This is a genomic window from Paenibacillus sp. 01T47 (genome assembly GCF_056398245.1).
The window spans coordinates 233365-249494 of the sequence record NZ_JBFTPA010000005.1 but is presented as its reverse complement, the minus strand read 5'-3'; the positions used below and the strand labels follow the sequence as shown (position 1 = coordinate 249494).

Annotated in this window: 11 protein-coding genes; 1 reads left to right on the top strand and 10 read right to left on the bottom strand. The window is 44.3% G+C overall.

Annotation, left to right across the window (positions count from 1 at the left end; all coding sequences use genetic code 11):
• Window positions 1-100: 100 nt before the first annotated feature.
• The 4 genes from AC1DOV_RS13050 to AC1DOV_RS13035 form a co-directional block, all read right to left on the bottom strand.
• Window positions 101-1339 (bottom strand): anti-sigma factor, encoded by a 1239-nt coding sequence (locus AC1DOV_RS13050; RefSeq protein WP_477550145.1) that lies wholly within the window; start codon window positions 1337-1339, stop codon window positions 101-103.
• Window positions 1336-1839, bottom strand: a complete 504-nt coding sequence (locus AC1DOV_RS13045) for a sigma-70 family RNA polymerase sigma factor (RefSeq protein WP_477550144.1) — start codon at window positions 1837-1839, stop codon at window positions 1336-1338. The genes AC1DOV_RS13050 and AC1DOV_RS13045 overlap by 4 nt, the downstream gene beginning before the upstream one ends.
• 320 nt (window positions 1840-2159) lie before the next feature.
• A complete protein-coding gene (locus AC1DOV_RS13040; protein ID WP_076267682.1) occupies window positions 2160-2366 on the bottom strand; it encodes a hypothetical protein in 207 nt (68 codons plus the stop codon).
• Window positions 2367-2488: 122 nt separating this feature from the next.
• Complete coding sequence (locus tag AC1DOV_RS13035; protein ID WP_477550143.1) at window positions 2489-3307, bottom strand: MerR family transcriptional regulator; 819 nt, start codon at window positions 3305-3307, stop codon at window positions 2489-2491.
• A 155-nt stretch (window positions 3308-3462) separates the two neighbouring features.
• Between AC1DOV_RS13035 and AC1DOV_RS13030 the strand changes: the two genes are divergently transcribed.
• Entirely contained in the window at window positions 3463-4974 is a 1512-nt protein-coding gene (locus tag AC1DOV_RS13030; RefSeq protein WP_477550142.1) for an MFS transporter, read from the top strand.
• A gap of 154 nt (window positions 4975-5128) precedes the next feature.
• Here AC1DOV_RS13030 and AC1DOV_RS13025 read toward each other — a convergent pair whose 3' ends face one another.
• From AC1DOV_RS13025 to AC1DOV_RS13000, 6 genes are all read right to left on the bottom strand, one after another.
• Window positions 5129-8872: an S-layer homology domain-containing protein gene (locus AC1DOV_RS13025; RefSeq protein WP_477550141.1), complete on the bottom strand. Its 3744-nt coding sequence runs from the start codon at window positions 8870-8872 to the stop codon at window positions 5129-5131.
• A gap of 309 nt (window positions 8873-9181) precedes the next feature.
• A complete protein-coding gene (locus tag AC1DOV_RS13020; RefSeq protein WP_477550229.1) occupies window positions 9182-10918 on the bottom strand; it encodes an ABC transporter ATP-binding protein in 1737 nt (578 codons plus the stop codon).
• A 43-nt stretch (window positions 10919-10961) separates the two neighbouring features.
• Window positions 10962-12725, bottom strand: coding sequence for an ABC transporter ATP-binding protein (locus AC1DOV_RS13015; protein ID WP_477550140.1), 1764 nt, complete (start codon window positions 12723-12725; stop codon window positions 10962-10964).
• Between the two features lie 94 nt (window positions 12726-12819).
• Window positions 12820-13254 carry a MarR family winged helix-turn-helix transcriptional regulator gene (locus tag AC1DOV_RS13010; protein ID WP_339204315.1) on the bottom strand — a complete coding sequence of 145 codons (435 nt, stop codon included), beginning with the start codon at window positions 13252-13254 and terminating at the stop codon, window positions 12820-12822.
• Window positions 13255-13428: 174 nt separating this feature from the next.
• Window positions 13429-14505, bottom strand: a complete 1077-nt coding sequence (locus tag AC1DOV_RS13005; protein WP_477550139.1) for a hypothetical protein — start codon at window positions 14503-14505, stop codon at window positions 13429-13431.
• Window positions 14465-16129, bottom strand: a complete 1665-nt coding sequence (locus AC1DOV_RS13000) for a glycoside hydrolase family 3 protein (protein ID WP_477550138.1) — start codon at window positions 16127-16129, stop codon at window positions 14465-14467. The genes AC1DOV_RS13005 and AC1DOV_RS13000 overlap by 41 nt, the downstream gene beginning before the upstream one ends.
• Window position 16130 lies beyond the last annotated feature (1 nt).

Genomic DNA, 16130 nt, shown 5'->3' with positions numbered 1-16130 from the left:
CTAGATCGTCCTGTCTGAATAAACCCGTAGTGATCCTCTTCACGATACTCGATGATGTTCATCGTTCTTCTCCTTTCTTGTTTTTTTAACATCTTCTACCCTACTCGCGCGATTGCCAGTTCCATAGCTGTACTTCACCAACCCTTATATCTCTGACCCATGGCTCCTCACGCAGCTTTAGCAGCTCTTTGACCGGGCCGGTAATAACAGCCCCATACAGCCTTACACCATTTTTTTCCACATAATCAATTGTGTAATCTAACTGTAGAAAAGGAGCTACTTTGGTTGAAATACCTTTATTTTTCTGTAGCATGTATAAGGTTTTCTTGAAATAGCCATTCCTCTTTTCCCCGTCTCCATAGGATTCGAGTGATGGATAAGATCCTCCACTGGACACCACTTTTCCGAACCACCCTGTCTTTTCTTCCGAGTAAAAATCCACCGTCATATCATCAGATTGCCAGATCGGATAGTAAGGAAAACCCACTGGATTTGTAATGGCTCCGCCGCTATCAACTTGCTTCGGATCAAGACCGGTATCCACCGCGAACCAGACTGGCTCCATGTTCTTATGCTCGAATTGCTTTAATAGCTCATCTGTCGAGAATAACCGGTCCAATGTTAGATAAGCTTCTGCCACAGTTCCCTCTGGGAGCTTCTCGAGCTTTACCCACTCATTATGGTTAAAGCGCTCCTCTTCCCGGCGGTTAGTCTCCTGCTGTTCGCTTTGATTTGCTGGTTTATAATCGGGATGATAAAAAATACTATTGCCCCCTATCATGTTTCCCTGCCAAGTAATCTGCGGAGCCGAGGCTAGATTCAACAGAAACCGCATCGAAAAATCTGCTACAGCAATCTCTTCGTCACCAACTCTTTTATTCAGCTTACCTGTAAAGTCCATTGTAAAAAAAGCATTGCCTGTTCCATTCATATTGACCTTCAGATTGGGGTGGGAAACAGCGACTGCTGACTCCACAACATCCCGGTAAGCCTTCATCCGGTCCGGCGTGCCGCTCCCGTAAAATACACCAGTAATAATCATACTAATCACAGTCAGCACTAGTAGGACGGATAGTACCGTAAAGACATTCATCACCCGCGCCTTCCATTTGCCACGTCGGATAATAACGGCTTCTTTCAATGAAGGTATGCGATTACGCGTCGTCTGTCCATCCTTCCCCTCACGGGAAAGCTTCTGGTCTGACTGTGTGACAACTTTCTCCAAATAAGCTTGATAAACCTCCATCTTCTCCATTTCACGCTCTACTTCCTCACGCTCTTCATCAGTGAGCTTGCCTTCAGCATAATCATGTAACTTTCGTTTGAAATCCTCACTCATTCTGATCCCTCCCCCTTTCTACCGTGTCCCCGTACCGCTTGCCGTGCTCGAAACAGCAAAATCTTCACATGTGATAATCGGATATCCATAATGTCTGCAGCCTCCTGATACGTAAGCTGGTTAAAATCAATGAGCAGCATCGCCTGCTGCTGATTTTCCGGCAATCCGGATAAAGACCGCCCGATTTCGTTCCAACGCTCCTGACGCAACAGTTCATCCTCCGGGGTATGATGATCTGCAAGACGCTGAAAATAATCAGGGGTCTGCAGTGTTGTGCGGCTCTCCTTGCGCTTGTAATCTACATAAGCATTATAGGCAACCCGGAATAACCATGGCTTGATCTTCTCGTCTTGACAATTTTCCAAATAAAGATATGCCCGGTAAAAGGTCTCCTGCATCAAATCTTCTGCCGTATGATGGTCGTAGCAGAGGGAGCGCAAGTAGCGATAGACATCCTGCACATAAAGCTGGTAAATATCATCCAGATGGTTTCCCTTCATTTTCTCCCCCCTGCCCTAATCACGAATCAGATGAACTAAAGTTACAGTTTACAGTCAAAAAAACGGAAGTCGTCCAGAAGAATATATTTGTACGATCATCAAATGATCTCTTTACGTTGATTTTGAATAATAGCACAGCACCTTGAAATCAATAAGTAAACAATATTATATCCTCTATACAAAAATAGCGAGCAAACCAATTAGGCCTACTCGCTAGATTGTTAAAAATGACTATTCAAACTTTAAATGAATCTGGATATAAAAAAGCCATCTTAGCCCCGTTAACATTGCTAAAATGGCTTATTATTTGCATTCTAATTTCATTCCTCAGATATAAAGCGTTTGGGATAAACGGGAACAATTTTATAAATTTCTTGCCTCGGCAACCAATCCGTACTTTGTGCATTAATTACTTTTACATAATCTGTGAATTCAGGATCTTTAACATCAAGAAGAACACCCTCATAGGTAACTGTTGAGTCTAACTCTACAACGACTACATGTCCAATAAAATCATCGATCCGCATTAAGCCGCCCTCCTTATTTTAAGCAGTTCGACAAGATCAAAAACTATCCTTCAAAGATTGTTGCTTATTTTTTCACTATATATCATCCCGAAGTCATTAGGCGCAAAATTCGCAAGCATGTTCTAATCAGTAACCTCAACGGAGACCCGAACAACATAGCTATCCGAATCCATCTCTGAGAAGTAGTTGAGCAAATCCATTACGTACACATTCCCGCATACTTTCATTCCTTTGCGCTCAATGTATTTTTTAATAATGGAGCAAGCCTCTGAAATGCTCTCGTAAGAGCCTTGATGGTCCATAACAACATAAAAACCCTTGGGCTTGATAAGCATTCTGTCTCCCAAAATCGGCGCTTTAATCCTATTTCCTACATGGCTCCAAGAAAAGGTGCTGGATTCATAACTTGCTTTGCTTATAAGTGCCCAGATTGGAAATTCGTGATTGATAAAAAGTTTTTCACAATAATTGCGATGTTCACTTAACTTAACAGCAAATTCCTCTTCGTCCCCTTGTTCGAGCGGCGTCGCAATTAAATACTCCATTTCACATTCTTCTATAGAAGGATTGTCCCGCAACGTCTCCATCGATGTCTCCGTCATTTGAATGGCATTTTGCAAAATATTTTGCATCCGTTTAATTCGAAGCAGCTCTGCTTCCAATTCATGATGCTTTTGATTAAACAGCTCAATGAGATTGGAAGCGTTACGGTTCTGAATAAAACCTTTGATTTCCTGAAGAGAGCTCCCAGCCTTCTTAAGCACATTAATAATATCCAAAATATAGGATTGGCGATGAGAATAATAGCGATATCCATTTACATGAATAAATTCAGGCTTTAAGAGCCCGATCTCGTCATAGTGAAGAAGGGTATGCTTTGTAACCCCGCTTATGCTGGCCAGTTTGCTGATCGTGAGGTAGCGACCGTTAATATCCGACATTGTGTATTCCTCCGAGTCTGAAAATCCCATAAACCAATACATGGACTACCGCTAAATTTTACCTAATGAAATTGGCTTTGACAATAGGGTAACCCTGTAGTTTAGAGTTAATTCAGAAGGTTGTTAGATTAGTTTGACGTGGAGGGGAAAGAAAGATGTATCGTTTCAATCGTTGGATCGTTCTGGCAGTCGTATCAAGCGCACTTTTGCTCATTGTAATGGATGCGACGATTCTTTATACAGCAATGCCAAGCTTAACTTACGATCTGGGTGCTTCGGCATCGGAAAAATTATGGATTCTGAACGGTTATTCGCTTGTTATGGCAGGTCTGCTCCCGGCGATGGGTGCTCTGGGAGATCGTTACGGCCATAAAAAAATATTCGCCCTTGGATTGCTCGTATTTACGACAACTTCTCTCTTAGCGGCTTTTGCTCCAACTCCGTCTGTGTTGGTCGTAGGACGGGTACTCCTTGCTGTTGGGGCATCCATGATGATGCCTGCTACATTATCCATCATTAGAGTCACATTTACCGACCCGCGTGAGCTCGGACTTGCGATCGGCATTTGGGGTTCCATTGCTTCTGGAGGGGCAGGAATTGGTCCCCTTGTAGGCGGACTGCTTATGGAGCATTTTTGGTGGGGTGCCGCCTTTTTGATCAATGTTCCAATCGCGATCTTAGCGTTTGTTTTGACGCTGGTATATGTTCCGAAGCATGAAGGCAATAAGAATACGAAGTGGGATCTTACCGGCTCCATTCAGATCATGATTTCCATGGTGGCGATTGTTTTTGCTATTAAAGAATTTGCAAAGCGCGAAGGGTCTCCCATGCTTGCTGCTATTGCCGCCGTTATCGGGATTGTGGCAATGATTATTTTTATTCGTCGTCAGCTCAAAAGCCCAAACCCGATGCTCGACCTGTCGCTCTTTAAAATATCTCCTTTTATGACAGGATGTATTACAGCTTTAGTCGGTCTATTTGGACAGCTCGGAGTTCAGTATATTGTGACTCAGCGACTTCAACTAGTGGTAGAAATGAGTCCGCTGCAAGCGGGTCTGATCACGCTAAGCGTACCGGCGACGGCTCTTATTGCAGGTCCACTGATCGGTAAGATATTGCATCGCTATAATGTGATATATATCAAAGGCCTCGCACTTCTGACTGCCGCTTTGGGAACGATGATTTATGTCTTTCAATTTAATTCCGGCCTTGCTGGACAAATGATTGGACTAGCACTCCTCGGAGCAGGCTTGGGAGCAGGAATGACGGCAGCTTCTCACTCGATCATGAGTTATGCACCACCTGAAAAAGCGGGGATGGCGGCTTCAATTGAGGAAGTGGCCTATGAAGTCGGCGGGGCGTCCGGAATTGCAATCATCGGAAGCATTTCTGGTCTAGTGTATACGCTCGCTATGAATATCCCCGAGGGACTTCAGGTTCCTGCCAATGTAAAAGACAGCCTGGACGAAGCGCTGTTGGTTGCCGATGGGTTGCCTGTTCAGGCATCCGAAGCGTTGAAAGCGGCTGGGCGCTTAGCTTTTGATCAATCTTTTTTCGTCATACTGCTGGGGTTATCCGTATTTTTTGCAATAACCTCTTTAGTTATATTATGGATAGGAAAAAGATCAAAACAAAGCAGTTCAGAACAACGTTCAGAACAATCATGAAAGTGCTGAATTAAGAAGTTTGAAGAAATTATATTGCGGAGCAATCAAGATACATTACATTCCTACAAGCAAAAACCCCGACCTCTTAAGGTCGGGGTTTTACATGCTGATGGCGAGCCTTGGTTATACAACACTACAATTATTTTAACTTTACTTATTGTTCAAGCAATTTATCCAACAAGCGAATAATCATCGCAACTGACTCGGCACGGGAAGCAGATTCATTTGGTTTGAACAATCCGTTGCCTTTACCGCTTACGATACCTGCATTAGCAAAAGCATTAATTGGTTCAGAAGCCCAGTTCGTGACTACATCCGAGAACGGATTGGTTGTGCTAGGAACATAGTTCGTCAATCGAGCAAGCATTGCAACGATTTCAGCACGGGAAATTTTTTGATTAGGATGGAAAGAACCATCACTATAACCTGTAATTATCCCATTAGCCTGCAATGCTGCAATCGCTTCTGAGGCCCAATGACCCTTGGTGTCAGAGAAAGAAGCACCGTTTGAACTCGTTAAACCAAAAGCTTTTGCAAGCATCGTGGCGAACTCAGCGCGAGTTACATTTTCATTGGGATGGTAAGAACCATCACTATAGCCTTTTACAATCCCCATCTTAGCAGCACGCTCCACTGCTAAAGCACTCCACGAAGATGCTGGGACGTCCGTAAATTTTAAAGCAGGAGCAGATTTCTCTTTTTCCACGATAGCTTTAACTACATCCACATCGATCTTGTCGTTGAAGACTGGTTTCGTAATCGTTGGTGTTGATGTTGGCGCCGGCGTTGCTTTTGGTGTTGATATTGGCGTCGATATTGGTGCTGATGTTGAAGTTGGTGTTGGTGTTGGTGTTGGTGTTGGTGTTGGTGTTGGTGTTGGTGTTGGTGTTGGTGTTGGTGTTGGTGTTGGTGTTGGCGTTGGTGTTGGAGTCGGCTCAACTCCCGTTGTTTTCACGACAGTAAACTCATCGATCTTATTCCCCGCACTTGTACGTGCTTCCACATGAATCCCGTCCTCAGTAATTTCAATAGCGGAATATACTGGCACGTCCTCATCAAAGATATGTTTCAAATAATTATATTGCGTACCATCATAAAATTTCCAGCCCGATGCACCACCATCAAGATAAACGGTACCTTCATTTGTATCCTTATTGGGCTTACCATCTTGCATTGGATAGGTACGCGCATACACATGATCATGACCTACTAGAACCAAATCAACTTTTTTCTCTTCTAAAATAGGTGCAAAATACGTTTGTGTATACTCAACAAGAGTTTCTCGACCATTTTCTGTATGGTAAGCAGGACGATGGAACATCACGATAGTCCATTTTTTATCATTTTTATTTAAATCTTCTTCGAGCCAAGCTGCTTGATCTATCATTTGTTCCTCTGTACCCTCTGAGTTCAATACGACAAAATGAGTATCATCAACCTCATAAGAGTAAGCATATTGAAGCTGAGATTCTGGTCCGTTCGTTGGGAAATTCGCCCCTTTCGTGAATACTTCTTTCCCTTCACTCTTCACATCATGATTACCCAATGTTAGAGCAGTTGGAATTTTTGTTGCGTAGACTGCAGATGCTTGCCAGAATTTCTGCCATTCTTCAAATGCGCCGCCTACATCAACCATATCTCCACCATGCATAATAAACTGTGTTGATGGATGTTGTTTCAAAGCGTTAGTCATTAGTTCTTGATAGGCTTGTATGCCTTGTGATTGATTCGTATGAGAATCTGTAATAAACAAAAATGAGGTCGGTGTTGATTTATTCTGATCAACTGTCGAATATTCATACCACGCCGACCAATTGCCCTCATAACCTACACGATATTTATAGGCGGTATCTGCTTTCAAACCTTCAATCAGAGCATTATGAAACCGGATTTCACCCTTCGTTCCATTTTCCTTCATACTAAGCACTTGAAGCTCACTCTCAGCTTGATGTTGTTTTACACGTTTGATATCAGGACTTTCTCCTGTTCCCCATTCATTAGCTTCAATGTATTCAAGATAAGTAACGGTTTGGTCTGGCTTTGTTTGCCAAGCAGCGCGCAGCTCAGAAGACATATCTTCTGCCACATAGGTTTGAACATATTGAGGTGTATCTGTACCATATTGCTCCACGACTTCATAATTGACAACCTTGCTGTTTTTATCACCATTGACCGCTTGAACCTGATAGGTTCCAAGTGCCAATGTAGTTAGGTCTGTCGTTAATTGTCCTTTAGCATCTGTTTTACCAAGGCTGCTGTTCAATAACTGACTGCTAACATCCGATTCAGAAATATAACCTGTTGTTTGGCCATCTGCGAAAATAATTTCGAATAAGCCATCTTCAGCTTTTGCAGAAGCATAGTAACGTTCACCAGCTTTTGCAACCATTAATACCTCAGAAGACGTATCGTCATCCTCATATACATTAGACGTTACGGTGTTAACGGTAACTACTGAGCTTTGCTTTAATAATCCAATGAAAACAATGTCCGCACCTTCATACGGCTTGCCCACATGGTCTAATACTGTAAATGTAGAAGGCGTGCCTAAACCAACTCCCGTCATTTCCAGCTGATATGGAAATGCGATGGTATAGTGAATAGGAGCAGCGAGTGGTGAGCTAGTCTGAACTTCGCCAGCTGTAAGATTTGTATTGCTCATGGTTATGGTCTTGTAAGCTTCACCACGCTCCAGCGCGGCATGAGAGCTCACTCTAAAATTAACCGTAACGGTATTATGGGCTGCTGCTACGTTATTAAGTGCTACTTTAACCATCCCGTGCTCATTATCAATATCCGAGGTTAGGGCAACACCAGTCGCCTGAGTAATGCTTTCAACTTGAAGAATACCCTTATCATAATTTAGTGCAAATTCTGCCTGTTCTGCATTCAAATAATCTTTGATACCTACTTGCACAGAGTAGATTTCGTTACTTATTGCTTCTTTGTTAGCAGTCATGAACAATCGTTCTCCTGCATTCACTGTGAAAGCGAATGTTTTCCCTGCCGGGTTACCAACCTTATCCTTCACTTCAATCACAAGCTCATGATAACCGCCATCCACATATTTTCCTGGGTAGGTTAATACCTTTGTATTTTCAGAATAGTCCACTTTATCCGTTATATTTGTTCCATCCAAAAGAACAGATAAAGTATCCAAATCCAAACCTGATCCATTATCGTCCAGCTCAACCTTCAATGCATCAAGTGGAGTGCTTAATACTTCATTCGGAACAGGGGCTATAGGTTTAATAGTTGGAACTTCTTTATCCTCATCAAGTTCCTTATAGATAAAGGTAATATCGTCTACCCAAATCGAGCCTTTATTTTTCTTGCTCATATTCGATTGTTTCAATTGAAAAAACAATTCAAGGACGATCGGACCTGGTTTTCCCTGCGGCACATCCGCCTCAATATATTTCCAACCAGACCAGTCTACACCCATTTGATTTTCATCATAAAATTCTGCTTGGAATGAAGATCCGCCTTTATCTCTAAATTTTGTCGTTAGCAAATGTCCTTCATTGTTCCCATAAACCCACATGCCTACTTTAGTAGGGTAGCCTGTTACTGGAATATTCCCTGTTTTATACCCGACTTCAATTTGAGAAGGGTTATCTACGATGCCAATCATATCGTAATCAATTCTAGCTGAATATTGTCCATTTCTTACATGCTTCTTGTTGTTCTCCAAGTGCAGCGTAGCATCATACATGCGTTTAGGATTAAATTTCACATCTGAGATTCCATCTTCAAAATCTTCAACGATAACATTTGGCGATGCTTCATCTACTGCAAAGACATGGTTTTTTTGACCAAAACCGCTATGTAGTCCTCCTCCTAGCAGCGTTATAATGGATGCAATTACTATTGTCTTGCGTAATACTTTTGCTCTCATTACGTTTCCTTCTCCCTTAGTAAAATTGTTAGTCAATGAGAACTATAACAGTGCATTGTAAAATTAAACCTCCTTAACTATTAAGAAATTTTATTTTTATTCACAAAAATTGTAATTAAGCGTCCTTTCGAGTTTAGCTGTGATGGAAAAAAAGCGAGTAGGAAATACAAAAAAACCCGATCTCATTCGATCGGGTTTTCTATTTCCGCGGAATTAATTCATCGTACTTGCCCCAGCGCCTCTCTAAGTTCTACACTATGGATTGACGACTATTCCACGATTTTTAGTTATTTTGGAGTACATGCCCCTTTACAAAGCCGCTTCCGCAGTCTCAAACTGGCTATTGTACAATTCAGCATAGAAGCCGTTTGCCGCAAGAAGCTCGTAATGATTGCCGCTTTCGATAATATCGCCGTCCTTCATGACGAGAATAATATCGGCATTCTTGATCGTAGACAACCTGTGCGCGATAACAAAAGAAGTTCGTCCTGCCATCAACCGGTCCATCGCTTCCTGAATGAGAAGCTCCGTTCTCGTATCGACGGAGCTTGTCGCCTCGTCGAGGATGAGCAGCGGGGCGTTCGCAATGAGCGCTCTTGCGATGGTGATCAGTTGTTTCTGGCCTGCAGAAAGATTCACCTGCTCGTTCAATACCGTGTCGTAGCCATGCGTCAAGGTTCGAACAAAATGATCAATGCCGACGGCCTTGCAAACTTCCTTCACGTCGGCATCGGTAACCCCTTGCTTGTTGAAGACGATATTTTCTTTGATCGTCCCCTCGAACAGCCATGTATCCTGAAGCACCATACAGAACTGTTCATGAACATTTTCCCGAGGAAGCTCATGGATCGGAACGCCATCGATGGCGATTTCCCCGCCATTCAGCTCATAGAACCGCATCAACAAATTGACGATTGTCGTCTTCCCGGCACCCGTCGGTCCTACGATGGCGATCTTCTGACCAGGCAATGCACGGGCTGAGAAATCATTAATGATGAGCTTATTCGGATCATATCCGAAGGAAACATTCCTGAACTCTACCTGCCCCTTAACATCCTTAAGCACTTTCGATTTATGGTTCTCGTCCTCGAGCTCTTTCTCTTCCAAAAACTCAAAAACGCGCGCGGCTGCGGCTGCAGTCGATTGCAGACTTGTCGCGGCCTGTGCAATTTGCCCCAAGGGCTGCGTGAACAAACGAACATAAAGCATGAAAGCAACGATGACACCAAACGAAATTTGACCATTCATCGCTAATGCTCCGCCGACAATACAGACCGACACATAACCGAAGTTTCCGACAAACATCATGAGCGGCATCGTCAAGCCGGATAAAAATTGCGACTTCCATGAGCTTTCATATAATTTAGCGTTGATTTCATTAAAGGTTTCCTTCGCTTTCCTCTCGCCATTATAGACCTTAACAACATCGTAGCCTGAGAATATTTCCTCGACATGGCCATTCATCGCGCCAAGGTTTGCCTGCTGGTGAACGAAATGCGTTTGGGACTTTTTGATCATCACGGTCATGAAGCCAAATCCTAGAAATGTCGAAATGATCGCCGTCAACGTCATCCACACGTTGGTATAGAACATCATGACCAATGAACCGACCAGCATGGTGACGGAAGTGACAAGCATCCCGACGCTCTGATTCATCGTTTGTCCAATCGTATCGATATCGTTCGTGACGCGGCTCAGCACGTCGCCATTGCTGGTGGAATCGAAATACTTTAGTGGAAGCTTGTTAATCTTCTTGGAGATGCGGGTACGCAAGCTTCTCGACACCTTCTGCGTTACCGTAGCCATAATATAACCTTGGAAGAACGAGAAGATGACGCTTAATCCATATAGAACGGCAAGCAGTATACCAATGCTGCTAACCGCATCCATGTCAATTTCACCCATTAACCCCTCAGTAATGTGATCCGTCATGTCTTTCAGCTTCCCTGGCCCAACAATCGTAAATATCGTGCCCACAACGGACAGCAGCAGTGCCATGATAATAAGAGGAAGATACGGCTTGCAATACGCGACGAGCTTGCCCATTGTGCCTTTGAAATCGATGTTTTGCTTAGTTGCGACCTGTTCTTTAGCCAATTTCAAGCTCCTCCTTCGATAACTGAGAGTTCGCGATCTGACGATATACCTCGCAGGTCTGAAGCAGTTCTTGATGTGTGCCTCTTCCTACTATCTTGCCTTCGTCAAGAACGAGTATGAGATCGGCTTCCTTAATCGTTCCGATTCTCTGCCCCACAATTAGATTAGTAGCTCCAGCTGTTTCTTGATTCAGCATGGAACGCAGCTCGCGGTCGGTCTTGTAATCAAGTGCAGAGAAGGAGTCGTCAAAAATGTAAATGTCCGGCTTACGATAGATAGCCCTAGCGATGGATAAGCGCTGCTTCTGTCCGCCGGACAAATTCGAGCCGCCTTGCGAGATCGTGCCCTCATACCCGCCTTCCAGCTTCTCGACAAACTCTTGTCCCTTAGCGATCGCTACCGCTTTCTTCACATCGTCCGCCGAGCCAGCCACATGCCCATTATCACCATAAGCAACGTTGGACGTTACTGTTCCGCTGAACAATACGGCTTTCTGAGGAACATAACCAAGCTTGTTATGCAGGTCTTTCAGTGAGTAATCCTTCACATTCATTCCCGCAACAAGCACTTCGCCGTCCGTCACATCGTAAAACCTTGGAATTAAGTTCATCATTGTACTCTTGCCGCTACCCGTGGAGCCGATAAACGCAACCGTCTCTCCCCTGCGTGCAACAAAGCTGATATCCCTAAGTACATATTCATCCGAATCCGCATACTTGAAGCTGACATTCCGGAATTCAATCTCTCCTGCTTTCGCAGTATTAGTCGATTTCGAACTGCCATCCTTGATGCTTGGTTCTGTATTTAATACTTCCATGACACGCTTGGCAGCAACCGACGCCCGCGGCAGCATGAAAAAAACCATCGACAGCATCATAAAAGCCATGACGATCTGCATGGCATAGGACGAGAAAATGACCATGTCGCTAAACAAGCCTAATCTAGCTGCTGTATCCGCTCCATTAATCAGATACGCACCGATCCAATAAATCGCCAAGCTTAATCCGCTCATGATTAGACTCATGACCGGCATCATTAATGCCATTAATCGGCTCGTGAATAGATTCGCATCGGTTAACTCCCGATTTGCATACTCGAACTTTGCTTCTTGGCTCGGTCCAGCATTATAAGCACGAATGACACGCAGACCTTGAAGCCCTTCTCTCGTTACTCGGTTCAGTTGATCCGTTAGTCCTTGAATCATTCTGAACTTCGGCATGGCGAACAAAATAACGATCGCGATCATGAGAAGAAGCAGTGCAACCGAAATACCGGACGAGAGTGTCCATTGCCAGCTCTTGCTTGAGATTTTCACAATTGCCCAGCCTGCCAAAATAGGCGCTTTAATCATGACCTGCAGCCCCATCGCCACAATCGTTTGTACTTGCGTAATATCGTTCGTGGAACGCGTAATGAGGCTTGCTGTTGAAAATTGATTCATCTCGGCCATGGAGAATGATTCAACCTTGTCGAAGAGCAGGCTTCTAAGCCTCTTAGCGAGTGATGCAGCGCTCTTCGCGACCAAATAAACAACGATGAAGGACGCAATTAAGCTTCCAATGGCACACAGCATCATATAGGCGCCTGGCTCCCATACCTCGTTTAAGGAGCTGCCTTCCGTCTGCACCAGCTTTGTGATTTCTGCCAAATAATCGGGAAGCTTGAGATCGAGCCATACCTGGAACACGATAAATGCAGTACTGATGACGATAAACCAAACATTTTTGGGATTGAAATACTTCAAAATCTTAAGCATTTATCAAACGCTCCTTCTCCATGTTGTTAGCCATAGAACTGTAAGCCTACTAACTATATTACAATAATAAAAGCCGCTCTAACAACTTCGACGACTACTCCAAATTCTTTTTGATTTTATCGAGCACATTAAAAAAAGTATCCATCTCCTCTTGCGATAGACCTTTCTTAATTTCACGCTCCAATTCAACGTATTTTAAAATTATGGCTTCATGGTATTCAATAGCTTTTGGCGTAAGAATAATCCTCTTTAGTCTTGCATCATAAGGAACAGACTCTCTCGTTATAAGATTATTTTTCTCCATCAACTGCAAAATCTTACTCGCGGTCGAACGCCGAATCGTGAACTGGCTCTCGAAATCGCGTTGAAAAATCTCCTTGTGCTGGTTCTCAACAAAGTACCTTAGCACCCATCCATGCATGCCAGTCAATTGATCGCCATATTTTTGACTCATAAACCCGCTAACCTGTCTATGCAGCATATTTCTTAGCGTTCTAAGTTCGAGCGCAACTGATCGATCTCTGTTCATTTTCGCCCCCCTTTACCTATCATCTCCAGCTCTTTCCTCATTTTATCATAATTATTGTTAGTCAACTAACATTAATTATACATTAGAAGCTTTTAACTACAATGAACATCAAAGAGGAGCTGTCCTCGCGGCAGCTCCCTCCTTCTAGCTCATCTCTTATAACATTTTAGACAGCTATCTACTTTCTACATAAATCTTATCCGATTTCGATGGTTCTTCTAGAAGTTTAATTAATTTAAGCAAAAGAACAGGCTCTTCTTCTCGGAATTGGTCAAAGCGGAGCTTCAACCGTTTAAATACTTCCTTATCTTCGCGAATAACATGGCGAATGTATTGATCTCTCAGCTTCATCGCCCGTTTTGTTATATCCTTGTAGCCTTCCACAAGCTCTTCGTCATACGGGATTATCCCCTCTTCTACAAGATATCCGATTCGCTCGCTCATCATTTTTTTATGCTCCCAGAGAACGTGAAGATGTCTCGCATCGTTGCGGTCACCCAGCCTAGAATCGTTTTGCTCTACAGCATCAAAGTACATTTGCAGATAGTCATATACCTTGATTCCGAAAGCTTCCTCGTCTGGATTATAATTAATTCGGTTTAAATGAGTCTCGCCATTAACATAATCAAGCAGTTGGTCGATCGCAGCCGTTTTATCAAAAGGATAAGCAGAATGCGGTGCGTATTTGTAAAAATACGTATGATGATCAGACGTGAGTTTCTCCTTCAAAAGCTTTCGCATAGAACCTGCAGCATCCTGAAACTCATGGAATGGGATCTTCACATTACGGTACACCCCCGTATGATCGAACATGGAAGCATCAAACATATTTTCCTCCCAGTCAAAACCGTACAGAAAAAGATGATGAGGGAACGGCTCTTTCTGATAAGAAGCTGCCGGTGACAGCTTGGCTTCATCCACAAACACAATGCAGTAATAGCCGCTGCGGATCTGATCCGTGAAAAATTTCGGCCAGTCATCCAATGCCAAATTATCTAGAATCGTATAATTCACAGAGCATGTTAGAAGAAACGGATTATTGAAATTCAGCTCGTTTGGCTTGCCCCGAAAAAAATCGATAAAATATTGCCTGCCGTCCTCCAGAAATTTAGTGGTACAGGATAACTGGATAAAGTTGCTGTAATACCAAGGAATCGTTTCTTCGTGGACGCTGGTGATTGAAAGGGTGTAGGCCCATCGTAAAAATCCTTTAAGTGGCGGATTCAACACGGGAAGCTGTACCGGGTTCATATGATTCGCCTCCTTCTAATGAGTATTCGGGAATCGTAACCGGTAAAGTTCCTTCAGGCTTAAGCCTGCCTAGTAAAACGCTAGAAAGGGCCTGCAATGTTAGCGGATGATGCTCATAACAGGCTAGGAAACCTTTAGCTTCTGGAAATGCCGCGAGATCAACGGGGTTGCGAAGGGAGATCGGAATGACTTTGTTCCCTCCTACCAGAAGCTTACGAACCAAAACGGTCTGCCCGTGATTAGAAGCCGTATGGAATATTCCCACGACGATCTGCCCATATCCTTCTGCTCCGGAGACCAAGTCCGTAATCTCATCCGTACTCGGACTAGTCCCATACAAACGCTCCGTGAACTTTGCCTTCATCAAAGGATTTAGAAAGCTGCCGAGGGTATCATCGTATATCGGTTCATCCTCAGACTTGCAAGCAGCCGCCATCTGCGGCCAAAGCACTAGCGTGTCGACTTCGGAAGACAACTGGCAAAAATTCGGTTCACGGTTCACCGAGGTAATGCTTTTCTCGCGAAGCAGCTTAATCGTCCGAAGTGTTTGCGAATGATCGAGATAGGTCCGCGTTTCTTCCCAGCTGCGCTCTCGCAGCTCTCCGATGCGGAGCTCCTTAAGGAGAAGAATGCGCTCCACGGAAGCATCAATCCGATCTTCAGGCAGACGCCCATCTGCTACCGCATCTTCCAGTGCAGCTGCCGCCTCCAGCTGGCTTTCGTACGTATGGCTGACGAGAAGAAGATCTGCTCCAGCAAGTACGGCTCTTACGACTGCCTCCCCGACGCCAATGCCTTGCGTTACAGCGTTCATTTCCATGCAATCCGTTACGATAAGCCCCTTGAAATCCAGCTCTTCCCGTAGCAGACCGGTCAATACTTCATGAGAATGTGTGGCTGGAACAGACAAACCGCCGCTTAGCAATGGAATCCCGACATGGGCAGTCATTACGGCTTCAGCCCCTGCCCGCGCACATCGCCGAAACGGTACAAGCTCGACAGACCGCAGTCGCTCAAGAGAATGCCTCACGACTGGCAGCTCTGCGTGCGAATCTACTTCTGTGTCGCCATGCCCAGGAAAATGCTTAATTACAGAGACGATGCCTCCATCCTGAAAGCCAAGCATTGCGGCGATCCCAAGCTCAGCGACAAGTTCAGCTTCGTCGCCGTATGCCCGGACATCAATAATCGGATTTCGCGGATTGACGTTAATATCAACCACCGGCGCGAAATTCATATTGATGCCTAGCAACTTCAGCTCTTTTGCCGTTCCCTTTGCAGCTTCATACAGCAGCAAAGGATCACGTGCCGCTCCCAAAGCCATTGCCGCTGGCAGCTGTGAAATTCCCTGTCTTAACCGGACGACCATGCCACCTTCCTGATCTGTTCCGATCCATAGCGGTATGCCTGTTGCATCCGCAGCCATTTGTTGGAGTTTCTTCGTTAAAGCAAATGCCTGCTCAGGGTTGTCCAAATTACGGGAAAAGAACACGACTCCCCCAATGAAATGGTTTTGCAAGAGGTCGCCAATATTCGCATCCGGCGTAAGTCCATCGAAGCCTACCATAAGCATCTGCCCAATTTTTTCTTTCATCGTAAGCTGGCTACAAGCTCTCACCTGCATT